Below are 23,457 nucleotides of genomic sequence, written 5' to 3'. Positions count from 1 at the left end.
CCGCATCAGACCGGCTCGCGGGCGACACCCAACTCTTCCTTGACGCTCCAACCCCACAGGGCGCAGGCTCACCATGCCAGGGCAACATTGGGCAACTCCACCAGTGGGGAGAGGCGCATGTGGCTAGAGTTCGTGGGTGTAGACCCGGACAACGCCACCGACGACTGTCCGGCAGTGTTCGTAGATCCGGAGACGGGCAACTTCTACTTCCAGGGCGATCTGGTGATGGACCCTGACGTCCTGGCGTGGATCAACTCCGACAGCAGGATCAAGGACACCGAGGCGGTTGTGATGCTTCCGGCCGCGATGGCGGAAATCATCATGGAGGCGGTCAGTGGGAGCTACGAACGCGGAAAGCGCAGATTCGCCGAAGGGCAGCACCCCAGGCCCGATGAAGATATTCGGACCCAGCGCGAAAAAGCCGACGTTCGCTGAGCTGCTCGCAGACTGCACCGTGTCAGCCGTACACCTGGAGATCCACGACGCACACATGACGGCAGATCCAGGGTTCATCGCGTTCAAGGCCGGGCGAGACTTCATCAACCACGACCAGGCTCGTGCATGGGTCGATGTCGTAGCGCCCGCTGTCGCGCGAGGCGTAACCGTCCGGCGGGCTCGCATCGTCTCGGAGCCGGTGAGCGACTACACCAGGTACATGCACGCGGTTGCGCCCGCGTTCCAACTGGCGGCTGGAGAACAACTGCGCTGGCTGCCCCGGCATCTCTCGTCAGCGCTTGCCCTGCCGGGCAACCCCTACTGGGTGTTCGATAACCGCCTGGTCAGGTTCTCGGTGTTCGACGGTGCCGGGGAAGTGGTGGGGCATCAGTTCAGCGACGATCCCCGCGTGGTCGAGCTGTGTTCGACAGCATTCGAGGCGGTATGGAATCTCGCCATCCCGCACGACGAATACCGGCCATGAGCTCCCCCCGTGTCGAGTAGCCGTGCCGTCGTCGTCCTCTTCCAGCGCCCAGCAGGCCAGACAGGCGCTTGCCGGTCAGCTCCGCGAGATCCGTGAGGATGCGGGACTGACTGGTGATGAGCTGGCCGAGGCTGCCGGATGGCACGGGCGATCCAAGGTGTCCAAGATCGAGAGTGGGGCACGCCCGATCTCGGCTGAAGACCTGCGGGCCTGGTGCCGTGTCTGCGGGGTGCCGCCAGAGCGCACGAACGAACTGCTTGCCGCGCGTGGCGAGGCAGCCGGGATGTGGACCGATTCCCGCCGGATCAATCGCGCCGGGCTGCGCGCCGCCCAAAAAGGCGTGCGCCCGATCTTCGATCGAGCTACATCCGTGCGCACGTATGAGCCGAGAATGATCCCCGGGTTACTCCAGACAGCGGACTATGCGACGGCAGTTCTCACCGCCGTGCAGCAGCGTCACAACGTCCAGGCCGACGACCTGTCGGCGGCCGTCCAAGAGCGCCTGGCGAGGCAGGCAATTCTCCGGCAGCCGGGACGTACCTTCGCGTTCCTGCTTGAGGAGTCAGCTCTCAGGTATCGGCTGTATGGCCGGGAAATTCTCCAGGCGCAGCTAGCCCACCTAGAAAGCATCACACGCCTGCCGTCTGTATCGCTCGGGATCGTTCCCTTGGGTGCGCCAAGAGCCCATTCGCCTCATGCTGCGCCCGTTGAAGGGTTCACCATGTTCGATGATGAGATGGTCAGCGTTGAACTGGTGTCCGGCCATCTTCAGCTAACGCAAAAGTGGGAGATTGCCCTCTACGCGGAACGCTTCGCGGCCTTTGCGAACATCGCAGCCTACGGTGCCCAGGCGCGGCGTCTGATCGCCGCCGCCAAGGAGGCCGACTGATTGGGGGCAACTAGGGGCAACATCATTGCCCCTGGAAAACGCCCACTTCTAGCGTCGAACCATGGCGCCCACACACACCACAGGATCGGGTGGCATCCCGCTCTGCCAGCCAATCACCGGAGAGGAAGCCGCCACGCACCACGCGGCACTTGACCAGGTTCTTGGGCATCTGAAGACGGCAGGCATCAACGCCCAACTGATCCAGCGGCGTACCGACCGGTGCGCGATCACGATCGCCGTAACCCGTGAGCCCCTTTGGCATCCTCCGGAACTCATCATCTACGCGAACGCCGGTTGGCGGGTCGCCACCGTAACCATAGGCCCCCGTTCCGGTAGCTACATGGTTGAGCTGGCACAGTGGGGCGAGGACAACGAGCCGCGACTGGACAAGGTCGAGGTGATCTCAGGAAGCCATCCCGAATGCGTAGCGGCGCTGATCCCCGGCTACTGGGAGAGCGCCTCATGAGCGCTGTCGCCAAGGCCAGAGAGACGGCCTTTCGCTACCCGTACGTGATCGGGTGGACAGGAGAGGCTCAGAATCCTCCATTGAAGTGGGTGCCGCGCCATGGTGGGCTGCGACTGGGCTACGCCGTGCCCCATCGGAACGACTTCCGCAGTGGCGTCCTCCTACTGCGGCAGAGTCAGAACCGCGTGGGGCGGCCAGACTTTAGGACGGTCAACACGCTGCGGCAGTGGCGCTGCATGGAAAAACGGCTGTGCCAGGTCTGCGCGCGGTCGGCTGTGGATCGGAACACGGGCCGGATCTGGTGGCTGTTGTCATCCGGTTATGGAGATGACGGCGACGGCTACACCAACGCGCCGCCGACGTGCCCGGCCTGCATTCCGGACGCGGTTTCGCAGTGTTCGCATCTGCGGCGCAACGCGGCCGTCTTCACCGTGGGCGACTGCTCGCCCTTCGGGGTGCGGGCAGATGTGTTCGCTCCCTGCTTGCCACCTGTGGTTCCGTTCGAACGCAATGCCGTTCTCAGGTTCGATGAGTACGACATGCATCACGTGGTGGCTCGTGAGTTGCTTATGCTGCTACATGACGTGCAGTTGGCCGTGACAGAAGGTGATGCGTCATGGGCCTGTGAAGCGCCCGCTCACACCCTTCACCAAGGATGGCCGAGCCTACTCGGCGCTGCGACGGGTTCACGCCAAGCACAGGGGCGCTGACGTGCAGGTCTGGTCAGACAACCTGAACACGTTGGTACGGCGGGCCAGAGCCGCCGAGCGCGAACGCGGCTGACCCGCCGGAGGAGGCTGATCAGGTGGACGAGCAGCCCGGCACACACGAATGCGACCGACCTGCGGAAAACCCCTCACCATGGCGCTGCCCGGCGTGCGGGCAGGTGTGGGAGCCGCTCCCGGCCGAAGGCGTCAAGCCGACCGAGAACGTCGACCAGGGGCCATCCACCGGCACCACGGACCGGGTCGTGCTCACGCTGGTGTTCGCGGGAGCGATCACAGTAGGCGGGATGAGCGCCTGGGCCCCGGAACTGCTGCTGTCAGCGGGTGGCATCGCGGCGATGGCCGGCCTGGTGCTCGCTGCCGTCGTGGCCGCCTTCTGGCAGAACAGGCTGCGAAGGGGGCAGCGGTCGGACCTGTATGAGGAGCCGGAATGGCGGCGACGCGCCGGCGAGTCAGACGGAAACTGAGCCCGGTATTGGTGCTCTTGTCCAGGCTCCCGCCGGAGGCGTCCAAGGCGAAACGCGGAAGGCGCCAGCTAGATCGCCTCCAGGACTGAGCGTCTGGAAGGTCGGCTGAGATTCCCGGTCGCGTGTCTCGTCCTGACCCTGGGGCGCCAGCCACGCGCGCCGGAGGCGCGCCTTGGGGAGGGGGCCCGAGCGGAGCGAGGACCGACAGGGGTCGAGCTTCAGCTCGACTGGAGAAACGCCCGGAACCTCCAACGCGCGAAGCGCGCCAAGGTGGAGGACCTTGCCTTCAGGCGGCGACCGGCTCCCGATGGGGAGCGACGATCGTGCCGTCCGGCAGCAGCAACCCGGTGTCCTCGAACAGCACCACGCCGTTGCACAGCAAGCTCCAGCCCTGGTCAGGGTGGGCCGAGATCACGTGCGACGCCTCACGGTCGGCGGAGTAGGCAGTGGGGCAGATCGGCTGGTGACTGCACATCGTGCACCTCTCAGGTGACTCCTGGAAAAAGCTTGGGGTTTCAGAAGGGCAGCTTGCGCCCTGACGGAGTGCGGAGGTCCAGCGCGGTCCCGGCGGGCTTCTTCGGACGGGGCCGGATCTGGGTCTGACGCATCTTCATCACGTCCCTAAGGTCTGGGCGCTTGCCCTCATTCTGACGATCGGGACCGACAGTTTCGGGGGCTGCCTGCCTGCTTCATGGCTTCACTCTGCGCCGTACCTCTTACCGCACACCTACAACCCACTGACAAGACGCGACAAGGGTTTCGTAAGCGGGTTCAGGGGTCCCCCTACAACGGGAGTTGGGGACGAACCGGCCGCAGCCACAAACGGCGGTGCGGGCGAACGGAGACCGCTCGCCCGCACGACCAGGACCTAACTGACTCTTGCCATGATGTCTTAGTTGCGAATAACTCGCAAGAAGAGCGAGACCTAGGTCGCAGGTCTGATGCAGCTGCGAGATAGTTGCAATAGTGTCGGATGCCAGTGATCGACTAGGAGGACACATGGGGGAGTACACCCTTCCTGACATGCCTTACGACTACGCGGCGCTGGAGCCCGCCATCACCGGCGAGATCCTGGAACTGCACCACGCCAAGCACCACGCGGCGTACGTCAAGGGCGCCAACGACACCCTGGAGCGCCTCGCCGAGGCCCGCGACAAGGGCGAGTTCGGCGGGCTGGTCGGCCTGGAGAAGACGTTCGCGTTCAACCTCTCCGGCCACGTGCTGCACTCGATCTTCTGGGAGAACCTCTCCCCCGACGGCGGCGACCGCCCCGACGGCGCGCTGCGGGCGGCCATCGACGAGCACTTCGGCACGTTCGAGGCCTTCCAGAAGCAGTTGACGACGGCCACCGCCGGGGTACAGGGTTCCGGCTGGGGAATCCTGGCATGGGAACCGCTCGGCAAGCGCCTGATCGTCGAGCAGGTCTACGACCACCATGGCAACGTCGGCATGAACAGCACGCCGCTCCTGGTCTTCGACGCCTGGGAGCACGCGTACTACCTGCAGTACCGCAACGTCCGCCCGGACTACGTGGAGAAGCTGTGGAGCCTAATCAACTGGGACGACGTAACGCGTAGGTTCGCTGACGTCACAAGTCAAGCGAGTTGACCAAAGTTCGCAACTTTTTATCGGCCCGGCCTCTACTGGTCGGTTTACACAAATAGGTAAGCTGCCTGCCATGCGTGCGCCCGCCGGTTACCTCCTCGCCGCGCGCTACCGGTTGTTGGAGCCGGTCGGCCGCGGTGGCATGGGCACCGTTTGGCGAGCGCATGACGAGTTGCTTGACCGGCACGTGGCGGTCAAGGAGGTGCGGCTGCCCGCCGTACTCGATGAAGAGCTGCGCGCGGAGTTGTGCGCCCGCACCGAGCGCGAGGGCCGGGCCACCGCGATGGTCGCCCACCCCTCGGTCATCACCGTCTTCGACGTGGTCACCGAGGACGACCGGCCGTGGATCGTGATGGAGCTGCTCCAGGCCAAGTCCCTGGAGCAGCTCATCCTTGAGGACGGACCGCTCCACCCGCGCAAGGCCGCCGAGATCGGCCGGCAGATCCTGGGCGCGCTGCGCGCCGTCCATGCCAAGGGCATCCTGCACCGCGACGTGAAGCCCAGCAATGTGCTGGTGACCGAGGACCGCGCGGTGCTCACCGACTTCGGCCTGGCCGCGCTGGAAGGCGACGTCTCGATCACCCAGGCGGGCATCGTGCTGGGGTCCGCGGGCTACATCGCGCCCGAGCGGGTGCTCGGCGCCAAGGCCAGCCCCGCCGCCGACCTGTGGTCGCTCGGCGCGACCCTCTACACCGCCGCCGAGGGCAGAGGCCTCCATGGCCGGCGTACGGCTGCCGCCGCCCTGGCCGCCCTGACCAGCGGCGAGCCGATCCCGATGGCCAAGGCGGGCCCGCTGGCGCCCGTGCTCGACGCCCTGCTGCGCATCGACCCGGAGACCCGGCTCGACTCGGTGCGCGCCTCGCTGATGCTGGCCCGCGTGGCGGCGGGCGGTTCGGCCGAGGAACCGCTGCCGGTGAAAAGGGGCGCGCGGCCGACGCCGGTGATCACCACCCCGTCTTTCGCGCGCAGGCCCGCGCATCGCGGGCTGCATCGGGCGGAGGCCACGGCGGCCGCGCTGGCCGTACCGGGGCCCAGGATGGAGCGCAGGCAGGGCGAGGGCGTGCACCGCAAGCGTGTGGAACCACGCCCCACTCTGTCGGCTTATGCCCGATTTAAAGCTGCGGTGATAAAGTTGTGCCTTCCTCGTCGCTTCTGGCCACGAGAACTTCGCAAGCGAGGGTAAAGCACTTCCTAAGCGAGAATCGATATCTTCTACCCATGCCGGAACAGCACACACGCCTGCTCGCGGAGCGCTACGAGCTGACAGCCCCGCTTGGCCGGGGCACCATGGGCACCGTGTGGCGCGCCCGTGATCGCGCCCTCGGCCGGGACGTGGCGGTCAAGGAGATTCGCCAGGATCCCGGGCTCAGCGAGGAGCAGCGTGCCGAGCTGCGCGAGCGCATGGTCAGGGAAGGCCGTACCGCCTCCAGGATCAACCACCCCTCGGTCGCCTCGATCCACGACGTCATCATCGAGGACAACAGCCCGTGGATCATCATGGAGCTGGTCGAGGCCCGTTCGCTTGAGCAGGTCATCGACGAAGAGGGCCCGCTGCCGCCGCGGCTCGTCGCCGAGATCGGTGTCGACCTGCTGGGCGCGCTGCGCGCCGCGCACGCCCAGGGCATCACCCACCGCGACGTCAAGCCCGGCAACGTTCTCGTCACCGCGAGCGGGCGGGTGGTGCTGACCGACTTCGGCATCGCCAAGCAGGAGGGCGACAGCAAGCTCACCAAGACCGGCATGGTGATCGGCTCGCCCGGCTACACCGCTCCGGAACGCGCCAGAGGCGAGTACACCGGGCCGGAATCGGACATCTGGTCGCTTGGCGCGACCCTGTACTTCGCGGTCGAGGGACGGCCGGCGTACGAGCGCTCGTCGATCGCCGAGACGCTGGCGGCGCTGCTCAGCGAGAACGCGGACCTGCCCACGCAGGCCGGGCCGTTGCGCCCGGCGCTGACCGGGCTGTTGAACAAGGACTACAAGCAGCGGCTGAGCGCGGCGCAGGCCGAGACCATGCTCAGGATGGTCGCCGACACGCCCACCAGCGAGATTCCGATCATCAAGGACGAACTGCCGAAGGCGCCGCCGCGGCCCCCGAGGCCCGCCGAGGGCTACGACCCGGACCGCACGATCGCCGTACGGGTCCCCAAACCACCCCAGATGCCCACGGCCGGCCGTCCTCCGGCCCAGCCGCCCGCCCCGCCCGTACGCAACCCCCAGCCGCCCGCCCCGCCCGTACGCAACCCCCAGCCGCCCGCCCCGCCCGTACGCAACCCCCAGGCCCCCGCCTACCCGGCCTCGGCCGGCACCGCGCCCCACCCCACGTCCCGCCCCCAGCCCCCGGCTCCTCCCGTGCGCCGGCCGCCGGTCGACGAGGGGGACGTCAACACCATGCGCGTCTACCCGCCCGGCCAGCAGGTCTACCCGCCGCCCCCGCACATGCGCCCCCAGCAGCAGCAGCCACCGCAGCCGCCGCCGATCTTCGAGGAGAAGGGGCTGGGCACCGACCTGTTCGCCATCGCCGGGACCAATCAGGAGCCCCCGCAGACCGGCAACAAGCGCGGCATGCTCATCCTCATGGCCGTGGCGGCGGCGACCGCGGTCATCATCGCGATCCTCATCGTGGCGCTCGTCAGCTGACCACCCTCATGAGGCAGACCCCCATGAGACAGACTGGGAGCCATGAGCGAGTTTCGGATTGAGCATGACTCCATGGGCGAGGTCCGGGTGCCGGCGGGGGCACGCTGGCGGGCGCAGACCCAGCGCGCCGTGGAGAACTTCCCGGTCTCCGGCCGCCCGCTTGAGCCGGCCCACATCGCCGCGCTCGGCCTGATCAAGGCCGTGGCCGCGGAGGTCAACGGCGAGCTCGGCGTGATCGACAAGGACCTGGCCGAGGCGATCGCGCAGGCGGCCGCCGACGTGGCCGACAACGAGTACGACGCGCACTTCCCCATCGACGTCTTCCAGACCGGCTCCGGCACCTCGTCCAACATGAACGCCAACGAGGTGATCGCCAGCCTCGCGGAAGAGCGGCTGGGCCGTCCCGTACACCCGAACGACCACGTCAACGCCTCGCAGTCGTCCAACGACGTCTTCCCGACCTCGATCCACGTGGCCGCCGCGACCGAGGTCACCTTCCACTTGCTGCCCTCCCTCGAGCACCTGGCGGCGGCGTTGCGCGCGAAGGCGGCGGAGTTCGCCGACCACGTGAAGTCCGGACGTACGCACCTCATGGACGCGACGCCGGTCACCCTTGGCCAGGAGTTCGGCGGCTACGCCGCGCAGATCGAGCACGGCCTGGCCCGCGTGCGCTCGGCGCTGCCCCACGTGCTCGAACTCCCCCTGGGCGGCACCGCGGTCGGCACCGGCATCAACACTCCGCCGGGCTTCGCCGAGCAGGCGATCGCGAAGCTGCGCGAGGCGACCGGCATCGCCTTCCGCGAGGCGGACGACCACTTCGAGGCACAGAGCGCGCAGGACTCGATCGTCGAGCTGTCCGGGCAGCTCAAGGTCGTGGCCGTCTCCCTGAACAAGATCGCCAACGACCTGCGCTGGATGGGCTCGGGCCCCCGCGCAGGGCTCGGCGAGATCAACCTGCCCGACCTGCAGCCCGGCTCGTCGATCATGCCGGGCAAGGTGAACCCCGTCATCCCCGAGGCCACGGCCATGGTCGCCGCCCAGGTCATCGGCAACGACGCGGCCATTACGTTCGCCGGCGCCTCTGGCACGTTCGAGCTGAACGTCCAGCTTCCGGTGATGGCGCGCAACATCCTGGAGTCGATCCGCCTGCTGGCCGCCATCTCACGCCTGCTCGCCGACCGCACCGTGTCCGGCATCACGGCGAACGTGGAGCGCCTGCGCGAGTACGCCGAGTCGTCCCCGTCAATCGTGACGCCGCTCAACCGCTACATCGGCTACGAGGAGGCGGCCAAGGTCGCCAAGCAGGCACTGGCCGAACGCAAGACCATCCGCCAGGTCGTCATCGAACGCGGCCACGTCGCCAACGGCGCCCTCACCGAGCCCCAGCTGGACGCTCTCCTCGACGTGCTCTCCATGACCAAGCCCGCCTCCTGACCCCATACGTTGCTTCCTGACCCCATACGTTGCTTCGTGACCGCCCATCCGTTACGGCGAAGCCGCCCCCACCCCCACCCGCCGACGCGGGCGGGCGCCGATCGTGGGGGTCGCTTCCCACGTCGGACACACGCCCCACCGCAACGACCACCCTTGACCACCCGACAGGGAAACCCCTCGGCCCGCCCGAGGGGAAAGCACCACAGCCCACCCGAGGGGAACCACCCCGGTCACCACAACCCACCCGAGCGGGGAAACCCTCCGGTCACCCGAGCGGGGAACCACCCCGGTCACCCGAAGGGCGAACCACCCGAGGTCACCCAGGTTCGCCCGGCCGGCCGAACGCCTCCCGGTCCCGGCCGAACTCCTCCCGGTCCCGGCAGAACGCCTCCCGGTCCCGGGCTGGCAGCCAGTGCCGGTCCGGGGCGACGGTGCGAAACCCCTCTCGCACGTGCCCCACGAACGCCCGCAGGATCGCCCGCCGGTTCTGACGGTGCGAGATCAGCGAGCACGGATAGGCCGGTGACGGGTTGACCAGCGGGATCTGTGTCGTGTCCGGATGCCGGGGGATGCGGGTCCGCTCGCCCGCGAAGCTGACCCGCTCCCCCTCCGCCACCGTCTCCACGAAGTGCTCCCAGCCGAAGTCCGGCCCCGAGGTGTCCACCGTGAACCCGAAGGCGGCCGCCATCTCGGCGTAGAAGCCGGCCCACTCGCTGCCCTCCTCGTTGCCCGGCATCCAGATGGTCATCCCGGCCAGGTCGGCCGTCTCGAACTGCCTGCGCCCGGCCAGGGGATGCGTCCTGCCGACCAGGAGACAGAGCGGTTCCAGGTAGGCGGGGACGGCTTCCAGCGTGTCGGGCAGCACTCCCTCTGCGCGGGCGAAGACGGCGTCCACGTGGCCCTTGCCGAGGCTCTCTCGGGCGCTCCTGAGGCCGTTGGAGGTGACGACGTCGATGTCGGCCGTGCCGTGGGCGCGGTGGAAGGAGCGGACCAGTTCGATGGAGGCCACCCGGGTGTCCAGCACGTCCACGCGCAGCGCCCGGTGCCGCCGCCCGGCCAGTTCGACGGCCTGGTCGGCCAGGCCCACCAGGGCGCGGGCGTGGGTCAGGAAGGCGGCGCCGTCCTGGGTGAGGTCGGCGCCGCCGCGCGTGCGGTAGAACAACGTCAGCCCGAGGTCTGACTCCAGCTTCGCGATCCGTTTGGAGACGGCCTGCTGGCTGATGCCGAGGCGGGCGGCGGCCTCGCCGAAGAAGCGTTCCTCGGCGATCGCCACGAACGCGCGCACCGCGCCGAGGTCGAGCTCGGGACCTTCCACTACTACCTCCTGCCACAACCACTCGTTGTGCATTTCCGCGTGTCGTTTGTTGGACAACCCATATCGGCCTCGGATCGAATGCTCGGGTTCCGCGCCGAGCGTACAACCAGGAGGAGTGGCATGAGGTCCTTCGCACACCTGCACGTGCACACGGAGTACAGCATGCTGGACGGCGCCGCCAAGGTGGCGCCGCTCATGGCGGAGGCGGTCAGGCTGGGGATGCCGGCCGTGGCCATGAGCGATCACGGCAACGTGCACGGGGCCTACGAGTTCCACCAGGCGGCGCGCGAGGCGGGCGTCAAGCCGGTGATCGGGATCGAGGCGTACGTGGCGCCGGCCTCCCGGCGGGACCGGCGGCCGGTGTTCTGGAGCGAGGACCTGTCGCTGCGGCGCTCCAACGACGAGACCGGGGCGGGCGGCGACGTCTCGGGGCGCGGGCTGTACACGCACATGACGATGTGGGCGGCGGACGCGGCGGGGCTGCGGAATCTGTTCCGGCTGCAGTCGCGGGCCTGGCTGGAGGGACACGTCCAGAAATATCCGCGCGTGGATGATGAACTCCTGGCCGAGCACCACGAAGGCATCATCGCCACGACCGGCTGCCCCTCGGGCGAGGTGCAGACCCGGCTGCGCCTCGGCCAGTACGACCAGGCGCTCGCCGCCGCCGCCCGCCACCGCGACGTCTTCGGCCCCGGCAACTACTTCCTGGAGCTGATGGACCACGGCCTGGCCATCGAGCGCCGCGTCCGCGAGGACCTGCTGCGCATCGGCACCGCGCTCGGCCTGCCGCCCCTGGCCACCAACGACTCCCACTACGTCACCGAGTCGCAGTCCCAGGCGCACGACGCGTTGCTGTGCATCGGCACCGGCAAGCGGCTGGCCGACGCCGACCGGTTCCGGTTCGGCGGCAGCGGCTACTACCTCAAGCCGGCCGAGGAGATGCGCGCCCAGTGGGACGCCGAGGTGCCGGGGGCCTGCGACAACACCCTGCTCGTGGCCGAGCGGGTCGGCGACTACGCCGAGGTCTTCGCCCACCGCGACCTGACGCCGAGGTTCCCGGTGCCGGAGGGCGAGAGCGAGTCCAGCTGGCTGCGCGAGGAGTCGCTGCGCGGCGCCCGCCGCCGCTACGCCGGCGACCCGCCGCGGGAGGTCCTGGACCGCATCGAGTACGAACTGTCGGTCATCGACGCCATGGGCTTCCCCGGCTACTTCCTGGTCGTCTCCGACATCTGCCGGCACGCCCGCGAGAACGGCATCGGCCTGGGTCCCGGCAGAGGTTCGGCCACCGGCTCCATGGTCGCCTACTGCACCGGCATCACCGAGCTCGACCCGATCGAGCACAAGCTGATCTTCGAGCGGTTCCTCAACCCCGAGCGGATCACCATGCCGGACGTGGACCTCGACTTCGACGACCGCCGCCGGGACGAGATGATCGACTACGTCACCCGCAAGTACGGCGACGACCGCGTCTGCCAGATCGTCACCTTCAACACGATCAAGGCCAAGGCCGCCGTCAAGGACGCCTGCCGCGTGCTCGGCCACCCGTACGCGCTCGGCGACCGGATCAGCAAGGCCTTCCCCGCGGCCGTGGGCGGCAAGGAGATCCCGCTGCAGGCCATCCAGGACGAGGATCACCCCCGCCACGGCGAAGCGGCGGAACTCCGGCAGATGTACGCCGCCGACGCCGAGGTCCGCCAGGTGATCGACACGGCGACCGGCGTCGAGGGCCTGGTCCGCGGCACCGGCATCCACGCCGCCGGCGTCATCCTGTCCAGCGTGCCCCTGCTGGACGTACTCCCTCTGGCCAAGCCCAAGGCCGACGGCCCGGTCGTGACCGCCTTCCCCTTCACCCAGGCCGAGGACATGGGCCTGCTGAAGATGGACTTCCTCGGGCTGCGCAACCTCACCGTCATCCAGGACGCGACAGCCGGCGTACGGGAGAACAAGGGGGTGGACATCGACATCCTCGACGTCCCGCTCGACGACGCCAGGACCTACGAACTGCTGGCCCGCGGCGACACGCTCGGCGTCTTCCAGCTGGACAGCGGCGGCATGCGGGTCCTGCTGCGGCTCATGCGGCCGACCACGTTCACCGACATCGCCGCGGTGAACGCGCTCTACCGGCCCGGCCCGATGGAGATGAACGCCCACACCAACTACGCCCTGCGCAAGACCGGCAGGCAGCCGGTCGAGCCGATCCACCCCGAGCTGGAGTCGGCCCTGGAGCCGATCCTGGGCGACACCTACCACCTGGTCGTCTTCCAGGAGCAGGTCATGGCCATCGCCCAGCAGCTCGCCGGGTACTCGCTGGGCGCCGCCGACATGCTGCGCAGGGCCATGGGCAAGAAGAAGAAGGAGGTGCTGGACGCCGAATGGGACCGGTTCTCGACCGGGATGCGCGCCAACGGCTTCTCCGATCCGGCGATCAAGGCCGTCTGGGACGTCCTGGTCCCGTTCAGCGGCTACGGCTTCAACAAGTCGCACACCGCCGGATACGGCCTGGTCTCCTACTGGACCGCCTACCTCAAGGCCAACCACCCCAGCGAGTACCTGGCCGCACTGCTCACCTCGGTCGGTGACGACAAGGACAAGATGGCCGTCTACCTGGCCGACGCCCGCCGCGTCGGACTCAAGGTCCTGCCACCCGACGTCAACGCCAGCCGGCTGGACTTCGCCGCGGTCGGCGCCGACATCCGCTTCGGCCTCGGCGCGGTGCGCAACATCGGCGCCAACGTCGTGGAGGCCATCGTCGCCACCCGCACCGAGAAGGGCCCCTACACCGACTTCAACGACTTCCTCGGCAAAGTGCCCGCCGCCGTCTGCAACAAGCGGGTCATCGAGTCGCTGGCCAAGGCGGGCGCGTTCGACAGCCTGGGACACCGCCGCAGGGCGCTGGTCGCCGTGCACGAGCAGGCCGTGGACGCGGTCGTCGGCCTCAAACGCAACCAGGGCCACGGCCAGGACTCACTGTTCGCCGAGGACGCCCTGTCGGCCCCGATCCCCGACGAGGAGTGGGACCAGCCGACGCTGCTCGCCCACGAGCGGGAGATGCTCGGCCTGTACGTCTCCGGCCACCCGCTGGACGGCGCCGAGCAGCTCCTTCGCGCCCACCGCGACACCACGATCGCCGCTTTGCTGTCCTCGGGCCGTCAGGACGCCAAAACCCGGGTCAGCGGCATCGTCTCCGGCCTGCAACGCAAGGTGACCAAGCAGGGGCACCCCTGGGCCGTCGTCACGCTGGAGGACCACGAGGCCGCCGTCGAATGCCTCATCTTCCCCAAGGTCTACACGCTGTGCGGGGAGTCGCTGGCGCAGGACGACGTGGTGTCCGTCAGCGGCCGGGTCAACGTCCGCGACGAGACGCTGAGCGTCTACGGCGAGGAGGTCACGTTCCTGACGGTGCCCGACCAGCCGCTCGTGATCCGGCTGGAGGAGGAGAAGCTGACGATCCGGCTGGTGCGGGAGTTCAGGCGCGTCCTGGCCACGCATCCCGGCCAGACCCCCGTCCACCTGCGGGTACGCCGTGCGGCGGGCAAGGACGTCCTGATGAGCCTGCCCGCCTACACGGTCACCCCCGGCCCCGCCTTCCACGCCGACGTCAAGGCGCTCCTGGGTCCGCATTCCCTCTCCTGAGGTACGCCGCCTGTGTGGCCGCCGCCCAACGGGTGAGCAGGCCGGCGGCGGCGCCGGAGTCCACGGCGTCGGCGGTACGCCCCATCGCCTTGCCCAGCGCCTCGGTCAGGTCGCCGGCCGGTGGCGTCCCGTCGGCGGCGACCAGGGCGGCGGCGGCGTTCAGCAGGACGATGTCGCGCACCGGGCCCGGTTCTCCCGCCAGGACCCGCCTGGCGACGCCGGCGTTGTGGGCCGGGTCGCCGCCGCGCAGGTCGGCCACGGTGGCCCTGGGGATGCCGAGGTCGGCCGGGTCGAAGGCGGTCCGGTGCACCGCGCCGCGCCGTACCACGTGGACGGTGGACGGACCTGTGGTGGTCAGCTCGTCGAGCCCGTCGTCGCCGCGGAAGACCAGCGAGGACCCGCCGCGCTCGGCGAGGACGCCCGCGATCACCTCGGCCATGCGCGGGTGGAAGACGCCGACCGCCTGCGCGGCGGGCAGGGCGGGGTTGGTGAGCGGGCCGAGGAAGTTGAAGACGGTCGGGACGCCGAGCTGCCCGCGCGCCTTGGAGGCGTGGCGCAGGAAGGGATGGAAGATCGGGGCGAACAGGAAGGTGATCCCCACCTCCTCCGCCACTTCGGCCACCGCCGCCGGGTCCAGGGAGATGGCGACCCCGAGCTCCTCCAGCACGTCGGCCGCCCCGGAGTCGGAGCTGGCCGAGCGTGAGCCGTGCTTGACCACCTTCGCCCCCGCCGCGGCGGCGACGATCGCGGCCATGGTGGAGACGTTGACGGTGCCGGCCCTGTCGCCGCCGGTGCCGACCAGGTCGACGGGGTCGCCCGGGATGCGGATCGCGGCCGAGCAGGCGAGCATCCCGTCGGCGAGCCCGGCGACCTCCTCGACGCTCTCCCCCTTGGCGCGCAGGGCCACGGCGAAACCGGCGATCTGCGCGTCGGTCGCGGTGCCCGACATGATCTGCTCCATCGCCCACGCGCTGTCGCGCGCCGACAGCGACCCGCCGCCGAGCAGCGTGGTGAGAAGTGCGGGCCAGGTGGTGGTCACGTGACGCCTCCGGGTGTCGAGTCTGCTCGGCAAGGCGGAGGGAAAAACGCGAAAGGCCGCCTCGTCGAGGCGGCCGTAGAGATGAACGCTAGGGGGTCCGCCTAGGAGACGGGCCACCAGGAGTACGAAAACGCGTTCATGAGCCAAACCCTAGCACCTCGGCGGCGGCCACATAGATCAACACCCAGGTATGTCGGCCGCACCCATGCGTCCGGAATCGGCCAGCGCCTATGGTCGGGAGCATGGGGAACGAGCTGAGCGGCCGGACCGCCCTGGTGACGGGTGCGGGTGCGGGGATCGGGCGCGCGTGCGCGCTCAAGCTGGCCTCGCTGGGGGCCGCGGTGGTGGCGGTCGACCGGGATAGGGAGGCGGCGGAGAAGGTCGCGGCCGAGACGGGCGGATCGGCCGTCGTGGCCGACCTCGCCGAGCCCGCCTTCCTCGCGAGATTTCCGGCGGACGTGGACATCGTGGTCAACAACGCGGGTTTCCAGCATGTCGCCCCGATCGAGGAGTTCCCGCCGGAGACGTTCGCGACCATGCTCAAGGTCATGCTGGAGGCGCCGTTCCTGATCGCCGGGCACGTGCTGCCCGGCATGTACGCACGGGGCTGGGGCCGCTTCGTCAACATCACCTCGGTGCACGGGCTGCGGGGCTCGCCGTACAAGTCGGCGTACACGGCGGCCAAGCACGGGCTGGAGGGCCTGTCCAAGGTGATCGCGCTCGAAGGCGCGCCCCACGGCGTCACCTCCGCCTGCGTCTCGCCCGGGTACGTCAGGACCGAGCTGGTCGAACGCCAGATCGCCGACCAGGCCAGGGCGCACGGCATCCCCGAGAGCCAGGTGCTCACCGACGTCATGCTCGGGCCCGAGGCGATCAAGCGGTTGATCGAGCCCGGGGAGGTGGCCGACCTGGCCGCGTACCTGTGCGGGCCGAGCGGGTCGTTCATCACCGGGGTCACGCTCACCGTCGACGGCGGCTGGACGGCACGCTAGTGGTCAGGCGCTTCCTCGAACTTCTCGCCCGGGAGGCCTCGGCGGTCGAGTTCGAGGGGCCGATCATCGAGGCGCGGGCGGCAGGCGCCGGCCCGGCCGAGATCGAGCGGCTCGAACTGGCCAAGGTGGAGGCGCTGCGGGTCAGGCAGCTGCTGCGGCGCCGGGCCAGGCGCGAGGCCGAGCTGTCGGCGCTGTTCGACACCGCGGGGGACCTGGCCGCGCTGCGCGACCTCGACGCGGTGCTGGAGGCGATCGTCCACCGGGCCAGGCAGTTGCTCGGCACCGACACCGCCTATCTCACCCTGGGAGACCCCGAGCGCGGCGACACCTACATGCGGGTCACCGACGGCTCCGTCTCGGCCGCCTTCCAGGCGCTGCGGCTCGGGATGGGCGACGGGCTCGGCGGGCTCGTGGCGCAGACGGCGCGGCCGTACTCGACCGCGGACTATCCCGCGGACTCGCGCTTCCACCACACCGGGACCATCGACTCGGCGGTCAAGGAGGAGGGCCTGGTGGCCATCCTCGGGGTGCCGCTCAGGCTGGGGCGCCGGGTGATCGGCGTGTTGTTCGCGGCCAACCGCAGCGCGCGGCCGTTCCTGCAGGAAGAGGAGGCGCTGCTGGCGTCGCTGGCCGCGCACGCGGCGGTGGCCATCGACAACGCGCGGCTGCTCCAGGAGACGCGCAACGCCCTCGACGAGCTGTCCCAGGCGCACAGGACCGCGCGCGAGCACGCGGCGGCGGTCGAACGGGCGGCGCTGGCCCACGACCGGATGACCTCGGTGGTGCTGCGCGGCGGCGGCATCGAGAACGTCGCCGCGGTGATCACGGAGGTGCTGGGCGGAACGCTCACCGTCCTCGACGACCTCGGCCGTCCCCTCGCCGGTGACGCCGACGCGGCCGGGCCCGATCCGGGCGTCTTCGAGGCGGCGCAGGCCTCGCGCGCCCTCGGCAGGACCGTACGGCGCGGCGAGCTGCTCATCGCCAGCGTCGACGTCGGCGGCGAGCCGCTGTGCACGCTGGTGCTGCGCAGCGGCCACGTTCTCGATGCCGACGAGCGCATACTCGAACGCGGCGCCCAGGTGTGCGCGCTGCTGCTGCTGTTCCGGCGCAGTGTCGCGGAGGCCGAGGGCCGGGTGCGCGGCGAACTCCTCGACGACCTGATCTCCCGTCCGGGCTCACCCGGCCTGGCCGACCGCGCCCGCCGGCTGGGCCTGGACCTGGACACCCCGCACGTGCTGGTCGTGGCCAGGCACGAGGGACAGCGTGAGCGCGCGGCGTTCTGGGCCTCCTCGCAGGCGGCGATCCGGCACGGGCTGGCGGCGGCGCGCGGCGAGGAGGTCGTGCTGCTGCTGCCGGGTGACGATCCCGGCGCGGTCGCGCGCCGGATCGCCGCCGAGCTGACCGCCTCCCTGGGCCAGCCGGCCACGGCGGGCGCGGCCGTACCGAGGAACGGGGAGGTCACGGCGGCCTACCGGGAGGCGCAGCGGTGCGCCCAGGCGCTGGTCGCGCTGGGCCGGGCGGGCGACGGAGCGGGCGCGGCCGAGCTGGGCTTCGTCGGCCTGCTCATCGGCGACGGCCAGGACGTGCCCGGCTTCGTGGGCTCCGTCCTGGGCCCGGTGAGCGGCTACGACGCCCGCCGGGGCACGGCGCTGGTGGACACGCTGGCCGCCTACTTCGCCGCGGGCGGCTCGCCCTCGCGTACGGCCGAGGCCATGCACATCCACGTCAACACCGTCACCCAGCGCCTTGACCGCATCGCCAAGCTCCTGGGCGACGGCTGGCAGGAACCCGAGCGCGCCCTTGAGCTCCAGCTCGCGCTCCGCCTGCACAGGCTCGGCCACACAACCTCCCCCCAGAGTGTGGAGAACGGCCCCATATGAGTGACGCCCGTCACTCTTTAGCGTGACCGGCATGGCCACTTCCATCAAGAAGATCGTCGGCGCGAGCCTGATCGGCACCACCATCGAGTGGTACGACTTCTTCCTGTACGGCTCCGCAGCCGCGCTGGTGTTCAACAAGCTCTTCTTCCCCGAGAGCGACCCCCTGACCGGCACGTTGCTCGCCTTCCTCACCTACGCCGTCGGGTTCGTCGCCAGACCGCTGGGCGGCCTTGTCTTCGGCCACTTCGGCGACCGGGTGGGCCGCAAGACGCTGCTGGTCGTCAGCCTGCTGCTGATGGGCGCGGCGACGTTCCTCATCGGCTGCCTGCCCACGCACGCCGCGATCGGCGCGGCGGCACCGCTGCTGCTGACGGTCCTGCGCCTGGTGCAGGGCTTCGCCCTCGGCGGCGAATGGGGCGGCGCCGTGCTGATCGTCTCCGAGCACGGCGACTCGGCCCGGCGCGGCTTCTGGGCGTCGTGGCCGCAGGCGGGCGCGCCGGGCGGCAACCTGCTGGCGACGGGCGTGCTGGCGGTGCTGGCCGCGGTGCAGTCGGAGTCGGCGTTCCTGTCGTGGGGCTGGCGAGTGCCGTTCCTGCTGTCGGGCGTGCTGGTGCTGATCGGCCTGTGGATCCGGTTGTCGATCTCCGAGTCGCCCGTCTTCCGGCAGGCGCCGAAGGAGGAGACGCCGCCGATCGTGACCGTGCTGCGCCACCACCGCCGCGACGTGCTGATCGCGATCGGCGCCCGCCTCGCCGAGAACATCTCGTTCTACCTGCTGACGGTCTTCGTCATCACCTACGCCAAGGCCGAGAAGATCGACAACTCGACCGTGCTCAACGCGGTGCTCATCGCCTCGGCCATCCACTTCCTGACGATCCCGGTGTGGGGCGCGCTGTCGGACCGCGTCGGCCGCCGTCCGATCTACCTCGCCGGCGCCGCCGGCATCGGCGTGTGGATCTTCGCGTTCTTCCCGCTGGTCGGGACCGGCAACTTCCTGGCGATCACGCTGGCGGTGACGGTCGGCCTGCTGTTCCACGGCATGATGTACGGCCCGCAGGCCGCCTTCTTCGCCGAGCTGTTCGCCACGCGCTCGCGCTACACCGGCGTGTCCATCGGCGCCCAGTTGTCGGCCATCGTGGCCGGCGCGCTGGCCCCGGTGATCGCGGTCGCCCTGCTCAGGGAGTACGACAGCACGATACCGATCTCCATCTACCTGGGCATCGCCGCCCTCCTGACCCTGTTCGCCGTGTACAAGGCCAGGGAGACCCAGGGCCGCGACCTGGCTGAGAGGATCCACGCGTGAGAGTCACCACCGCCCGCCTCACCCACCACGTCCTGAAATTTCGTGACAACGGGGCTGAGCCCGTGCTGTTCGTCCACGGCAACGTCTCCTCCGGCGCCTTCTGGCGCGACACCCTGAAGGCCCTGCCGGAGCCGTACCTCCCGCTGGCGCCCGACCTGCGCGGCTTCGGCGAGAGCGACCCGGCCCCCGTCGACGCCACCCGCGGCCTGCGCGACTTCTCCGACGACCTGACCGAGCTGATCGAGACGCTCGCCCTGCCCAAAGCCCACCTGGTGGGCTGGAGCATGGGCGGCGGCGTCGTCCTGCAGCTCCTGCGCGACCGCCCCGACCTGGTCCGGAGCATCACCCTGGTCAACCCCGTCTCCCCTTACGGCTACAGCGGCACCGAAGGCCCCGACGGCAGGCTGACCCACGAGGACGGCACCGGAGCGGGCGCCGGAGCGGCCAACCCCGACTTCGTGGCCCGCCTCGGCTCCGGCGACACCTCGGCCGAGTCCCCGACCTCCCCGCGATCCGTCTTCCGCAGCGCCTACGTCGCCGCCCCGGTCCCCGACGAGGACTTCTACGTGGCCTCGATGCTCACCACCAGGATCGGCGAGCACAACTACCCGGGCGACGCCGTCACCTCCGACCGCTGGCCCGGCGTGGCCCCGGGCAAGAGCGGGGTCCTGAACGCCCTGGCCCCCACCCACTTCCGCCTCGACGACCTCCACGAGCTCCCGCAGAAGCCGCCGATCCTGTGGATCAGGGGCGCCGACGACCTGATCGTCGCCGACGCCTCGCCGTTCGACCTGGCGCACCTCGGCGCGATCGGCGTGGTGCCCGGCTCCCCCGGCACCCCGGCCCAGCCGATGATCGCCCAGACCAGAGCCGTCCTGGAGCGCTACGGCCGTTACGAGGAAGCCGTCCTGCCCGATTGCGGCCACAGCCCCCACCTGGAGCACCCGCAGGAGTTCCGCCGCCTGCTGCTCGACCACCTCGGACGGTCCTGATGCACGCCTTAGCCGCTGTCACCCTGCTCGGCAGCATGGTCGTCGCCACCCCGCAGCTCACCGTCCCCGGCGCCGGGCACACGGTCACCGCGGCCCTCGCCGACCTCACCACCGCCGGCACGACCGCCACCGGCCACACCGACCCCGCCGACTGGGCCGGTCTCCACTCGGCGGCCACGACCAACCCCACCGGCGTCCCCGGCACCCAGATCGACGGCTACTTCCCCGACACCTCCACCGGCAACAAGACCCGGGGCTGGAACCACGACTCCCAGTTCGTCATCCGCCTGCCCAAGAACTGGAACGGCGGCCTGGTGGTCTCCGGCACCCCCGGCAACCGGGAGCAGTACGCCAACGACTTCACCATCTCCGACTGGGTCCTGGCCAAGGGCTACGCCTTCGCCGCCACCGACAAGGGCAACGTCGGCCTCGACTTCCACACCGACGGCCGCCGCCCCGGCGACGCCATCGCCGAGTGGAACCACCGCGTCACCCAGCTCACGCTGGCCGCGAAATCCGTCGTCAGGCAGCGGTACGGCAGGCCGCCCGCCCGCACCCTCATGGCCGGCATCTCCAACGGCGGCTACCTGGTCAGGTGGCAGCTGGAGAACCGCGGCCACCTCTACGACGGCGGCGTCGACTGGGAGGGCACACTCTGGCGGGTGAAGGGCGACAACCTGCTGGACTTCCTGCCCACGGCACTCAAGCACGGCCCTTCGCGGGCCGGCTTCCCGCCGGAGTCGGAGTTTCTGTGGCCCTTCCACCGCCAGTACTACTGGGAGCTCACCCAGCAGCTCTACCAGAAGGAACTGGACCCGGCCTACACGGGCGCACCGGCCGACTACGTGTATGCCGAGCGCCGGCCGTACGCGGCCGTGGCGAAGATCGCGCTGACCGGCCGGATCACCAAGCCGCTCATCACCGTCCACGGCACGCTGGACGCCCTGCTGCCCATCGCGCGCTCCTCCGACGTCTACGCCGGGATGGTCGGCCCGCACCGCCCCTTCCGCTACCACCGCGTCGAGGGCGGCAACCACCTGGACGCCCTGGCCGACGCCTATCCGGACCGGCTCAGGCCGATCCTGCCCGAGTTCAGGAAGGCTTTCGAGGAACTGGAGGACTGGGTCAGTCCTTGAGGTAGCGGTGCTTGCCCGCGCGGGCCAGGCGGACCAGGTGCCGGGCTCCCGGCAGCCGCCGGCCCAGGCGGCGCAGCATCGTGTCGCGTCCCATGGGCGAGCGCCGCGCCGGGTCCAGCTCGGTCGAGGCGCACACCTCTACCTTGCTGCCGCGCATCTCCAGCCTGAAGCGCAGGCCCACCTCGTCGTCCTCGGCGCGCAACGAGGACATCCAGGCGCCGGGACCGAGCCGGTCGCGGCCCGGCAGCAGCCGCTTGACCGGAACCTTGGCCACGAGCTGGCCCGCGATCCTGCCGGGTACGCCCGGCTCCACCAGTGCGGGCGCGGAGATCTCGCGCAGGCGGCCGGCCGTGTTGCGCAGCACCAGCTCCAACGGGGGTCCGCCGCTCGGCGGCACATACGGCACGGGCACGACCACGTAGATGTGGTTCTCCTGCCTGCGGATGCTGGCTCCCGGTGAGACCAGGGCGATCGACTCGGAGAACGAGCGCGGCTCGATGGCCAGGCCCAGCTCTCCGGCGTCGGTCCAGCATGGGACGACCAGGCGGCGCCTGGGGCGCTGGGCCAGGATGCCCAGGCAGTTGAGCGGGCCGTCGGGGCGGCGTACGCGGGTTCTGGCCTGGAGGGCGCCGCCGTACATGCGGACGTGGACCTCCCATTGGCCGGAGGCGAGCGGGGCGCCGAGCGCGGCGACGGCCACGTCCAGCTTGGCCTCGCCGACGATGCGCAGCCGTACGTCCTCGTCCTCCGGCACGCGTTCCACGTGGTAGGTGACGGGCAGGAAGTAGACGACGCCGGTGTCGGCGTGCCGTACGTAGACCTCGATGCGGGCGCGCGCCACGGCGGTGGTGACGTCCGTGACGCCGTCGGGCAGGACCTTGTCGTCGAGCGAGCACGGCGGCAGCCACCGCAGGCGCCCGTCCTCCACCCGGTAGCGGGCGGGCTCGCCGTCGGCGGCCAGCAGCTCCACGGCGAGGCCGAGGGCGAGCACGGGGCCGTCCCAGCGCACGTCGAGCAGGTCGGCGCGCAGGTCGGCGCGGCGGGTGGCGTTGGCGTAGCTGACGAGCTGGTCGAGGCGGCCGGCCCGCAGGAACGCGGCGACCGCGCGCAGGTGTACCGGCAGGTGCCGGTCGAGCCGCTCGGGGAAGCGCTCCAGCACGAGCTCCCTGCTCGTGGTGAACATCTTCCCGCGATCCACCGAGGATCCGGCGAAACGGGCGCTCAGGAACGGGCGCAGTACCACGGACCGCAGCCAGTGCGCGTACATGCGATCGCGCTGGCGGCCCTGCTCGGTGTGCTCGTCGACGACGTTCAGCAGCGACAGCAGCTCGCCGGCGACAGTGCGCAGGTCGTCGTCGGTCTCCTCGCGTTCGCCGAGGTGACAGCAGACCTGGTCGGCCATCACCGCGACGACCTTGGCCAGGAGATAGGCGCGCACCACGAACGCCTGCTCGGCCATCCGCCCCCCGGGTACGGCGAAGCCCAGCTGATGCCTCTCCAGGAACGCCCGGCGGAAGAGCTTGTGCGGCGTGAGCAGGCTGAGCAGCCGGTCACGCAGGATGTCGGCGCGGGCGGTGCTGGCCTCGAACGCGGTCATCGGCGGCCCGGAGTCACGGACGAGGCGGCCGACGAGCACGTCGGCGTCGGTCTCCCCCGCACGCGTGTGCATGTGCTCCAGCGCGGTGCGCTCCAGGCGGTCGCGCTGGTCGAGGAAGTAGACGAACTCGCCCTTGGCGGCGGCCAGTCCGATGTTGCGCCCGCGCATGGGCGAGCCGGTGTGCGGCAGGTGCAGGACCCTCACGTTTCTGCGGACCGCGGCCACGGTGTCGAGGCGCTCCGCGATGCCGTCCGTGGACCCGTCGTCCACGAAGATCACTTCGTACGCCTCCGGCGGCAACGTCTGCTCCAGCACGGAGCGGATGCACGGATCGGCGCCGGCACCCGGATTATGGACACTGACGATCACGCTGACCTTCATAGCCATGCCGCCAGGGTGCGCCGTACTACCGGATCAGGCGCGCC

The 23,457-nt window shown here is 70.1% G+C and carries 20 protein-coding genes; 16 read left to right on the top strand and 4 right to left on the bottom strand.

The features are described from left to right. Nucleotides 1–117: 117 nt before the first annotated feature. From ACIBKY_RS22820 to ACIBKY_RS22795, 6 genes are all read left to right on the top strand, one after another. Nucleotides 118–435 carry a hypothetical protein gene (locus tag ACIBKY_RS22820; RefSeq protein ID WP_397099095.1) on the top strand — a complete coding sequence of 106 codons (318 nt, stop codon included), beginning with the start codon at nt 118–120 and terminating at the stop codon, nt 433–435. Next, on the top strand, nt 392–919 hold the full coding sequence (locus ACIBKY_RS22815) for a DUF6879 family protein (RefSeq protein WP_397099093.1): 528 nt from the start codon (nt 392–394) through the stop codon (nt 917–919). The genes ACIBKY_RS22820 and ACIBKY_RS22815 overlap by 44 nt, the downstream gene beginning before the upstream one ends. Before the next feature lie 22 nt (nt 920–941). Further along, nucleotides 942–1,808 carry a helix-turn-helix domain-containing protein gene (locus ACIBKY_RS22810; protein ID WP_397099091.1) on the top strand — a complete coding sequence of 289 codons (867 nt, stop codon included), beginning with the start codon at nt 942–944 and terminating at the stop codon, nt 1,806–1,808. A 61-nt stretch (nt 1,809–1,869) separates the two neighbouring features. Next, the gene (locus ACIBKY_RS22805; protein WP_397099089.1) at nt 1,870–2,274 is read left to right on the top strand and encodes a hypothetical protein; all 405 of its coding nucleotides are present in this window, start codon (nt 1,870–1,872) and stop codon (nt 2,272–2,274) included. After that, entirely contained in the window at nt 2,271–2,984 is a 714-nt protein-coding gene (locus tag ACIBKY_RS22800) for a hypothetical protein (RefSeq protein ID WP_397099087.1), read from the top strand. Before ACIBKY_RS22805 ends, ACIBKY_RS22800 begins: the two co-directional genes overlap by 4 nt. A 95-nt stretch (nt 2,985–3,079) precedes the next feature. Continuing rightward, nucleotides 3,080–3,466 (top strand): hypothetical protein, encoded by a 387-nt coding sequence (locus ACIBKY_RS22795; protein WP_397099085.1) that lies wholly within the window; start codon nt 3,080–3,082, stop codon nt 3,464–3,466. 286 nt (nt 3,467–3,752) lie between these two features. Here ACIBKY_RS22795 and ACIBKY_RS22790 read toward each other — a convergent pair whose 3' ends face one another. Further along, on the bottom strand, nt 3,753–3,941 hold the full coding sequence (locus ACIBKY_RS22790; RefSeq protein ID WP_397099083.1) for a DUF5999 family protein: 189 nt from the start codon (nt 3,939–3,941) through the stop codon (nt 3,753–3,755). A gap of 524 nt (nt 3,942–4,465) precedes the next feature. On the opposite strand from ACIBKY_RS22790, the gene ACIBKY_RS22785 reads away from it, so the two are divergent. From ACIBKY_RS22785 to ACIBKY_RS22770, 4 genes are all read left to right on the top strand, one after another. Next, nucleotides 4,466–5,074 carry a superoxide dismutase gene (locus tag ACIBKY_RS22785; RefSeq protein WP_379610701.1) on the top strand — a complete coding sequence of 203 codons (609 nt, stop codon included), beginning with the start codon at nt 4,466–4,468 and terminating at the stop codon, nt 5,072–5,074. 70 nt (nt 5,075–5,144) lie between these two features. Further along, nucleotides 5,145–6,254, top strand: a complete 1,110-nt coding sequence (locus ACIBKY_RS22780) for a serine/threonine-protein kinase (protein ID WP_379610702.1) — start codon at nt 5,145–5,147, stop codon at nt 6,252–6,254. Continuing rightward, nucleotides 6,206–7,711, top strand: a complete 1,506-nt coding sequence (locus tag ACIBKY_RS22775) for a protein kinase (RefSeq protein WP_397099081.1) — start codon at nt 6,206–6,208, stop codon at nt 7,709–7,711. Before ACIBKY_RS22780 ends, ACIBKY_RS22775 begins: the two co-directional genes overlap by 49 nt. 42 nt (nt 7,712–7,753) lie before the next feature. Beyond that, nucleotides 7,754–9,145: a class II fumarate hydratase gene (locus ACIBKY_RS22770; protein ID WP_397099079.1), complete on the top strand. Its 1,392-nt coding sequence runs from the start codon at nt 7,754–7,756 to the stop codon at nt 9,143–9,145. A 316-nt stretch (nt 9,146–9,461) separates the two neighbouring features. Here ACIBKY_RS22770 and ACIBKY_RS22765 read toward each other — a convergent pair whose 3' ends face one another. Next, entirely contained in the window at nt 9,462–10,460 is a 999-nt protein-coding gene (locus ACIBKY_RS22765; protein ID WP_397099077.1) for a LysR family transcriptional regulator, read from the bottom strand. A 120-nt stretch (nt 10,461–10,580) separates the two neighbouring features. Here ACIBKY_RS22765 and dnaE point away from each other — a divergent pair, with 120 nt between their 5' ends. Then, complete coding sequence (gene dnaE, locus ACIBKY_RS22760; protein ID WP_397099075.1) at nt 10,581–14,093, top strand: DNA polymerase III subunit alpha; 3,513 nt, start codon at nt 10,581–10,583, stop codon at nt 14,091–14,093. Here dnaE and trpD read toward each other — a convergent pair. Further along, nucleotides 14,059–15,132, bottom strand: a complete 1,074-nt coding sequence (gene trpD / locus ACIBKY_RS22755; RefSeq protein ID WP_397099073.1) for an anthranilate phosphoribosyltransferase — start codon at nt 15,130–15,132, stop codon at nt 14,059–14,061. The genes dnaE and trpD overlap by 35 nt on opposite strands. A 242-nt stretch (nt 15,133–15,374) precedes the next feature. Here trpD and ACIBKY_RS22750 point away from each other — a divergent pair, with 242 nt between their 5' ends. The 5 genes from ACIBKY_RS22750 to ACIBKY_RS22730 are packed head-to-tail and all read left to right on the top strand — an operon-like array spanning nt 15,375 to nt 21,435. Next, nucleotides 15,375–16,124: a 3-hydroxybutyrate dehydrogenase gene (locus ACIBKY_RS22750; protein WP_397099071.1), complete on the top strand. Its 750-nt coding sequence runs from the start codon at nt 15,375–15,377 to the stop codon at nt 16,122–16,124. Continuing rightward, on the top strand, nt 16,124–18,004 hold the full coding sequence (locus ACIBKY_RS22745; protein WP_397099069.1) for a helix-turn-helix domain-containing protein: 1,881 nt from the start codon (nt 16,124–16,126) through the stop codon (nt 18,002–18,004). The genes ACIBKY_RS22750 and ACIBKY_RS22745 overlap by 1 nt, the downstream gene beginning before the upstream one ends. 31 nt (nt 18,005–18,035) lie before the next feature. After that, nucleotides 18,036–19,307: an MFS transporter gene (locus ACIBKY_RS22740; protein ID WP_397099067.1), complete on the top strand. Its 1,272-nt coding sequence runs from the start codon at nt 18,036–18,038 to the stop codon at nt 19,305–19,307. Continuing rightward, a complete protein-coding gene (locus ACIBKY_RS22735; RefSeq protein WP_397099065.1) occupies nt 19,304–20,299 on the top strand; it encodes an alpha/beta fold hydrolase in 996 nt (331 codons plus the stop codon). Before ACIBKY_RS22740 ends, ACIBKY_RS22735 begins: the two co-directional genes overlap by 4 nt. After that, nucleotides 20,299–21,435 carry an alpha/beta hydrolase family protein gene (locus ACIBKY_RS22730; protein ID WP_397099063.1) on the top strand — a complete coding sequence of 379 codons (1,137 nt, stop codon included), beginning with the start codon at nt 20,299–20,301 and terminating at the stop codon, nt 21,433–21,435. Before ACIBKY_RS22735 ends, ACIBKY_RS22730 begins: the two co-directional genes overlap by 1 nt. Here ACIBKY_RS22730 and ACIBKY_RS22725 read toward each other — a convergent pair. Continuing rightward, nucleotides 21,425–23,419: a glycosyltransferase family 2 protein gene (locus tag ACIBKY_RS22725; RefSeq protein ID WP_397099061.1), complete on the bottom strand. Its 1,995-nt coding sequence runs from the start codon at nt 23,417–23,419 to the stop codon at nt 21,425–21,427. The genes ACIBKY_RS22730 and ACIBKY_RS22725 overlap by 11 nt on opposite strands. Nucleotides 23,420–23,457: the final 38 nt, after the last annotated feature.

It is taken from the genome of Nonomuraea sp. NPDC050394, from assembly GCF_044459065.1.
Classification (GTDB): Bacteria; Actinomycetota; Actinomycetes; order Streptosporangiales; family Streptosporangiaceae; genus Nonomuraea.
The sequence above is the reverse complement of the archived record's forward strand: the minus strand, read 5'-3'. Positions and strand labels throughout refer to the sequence as shown.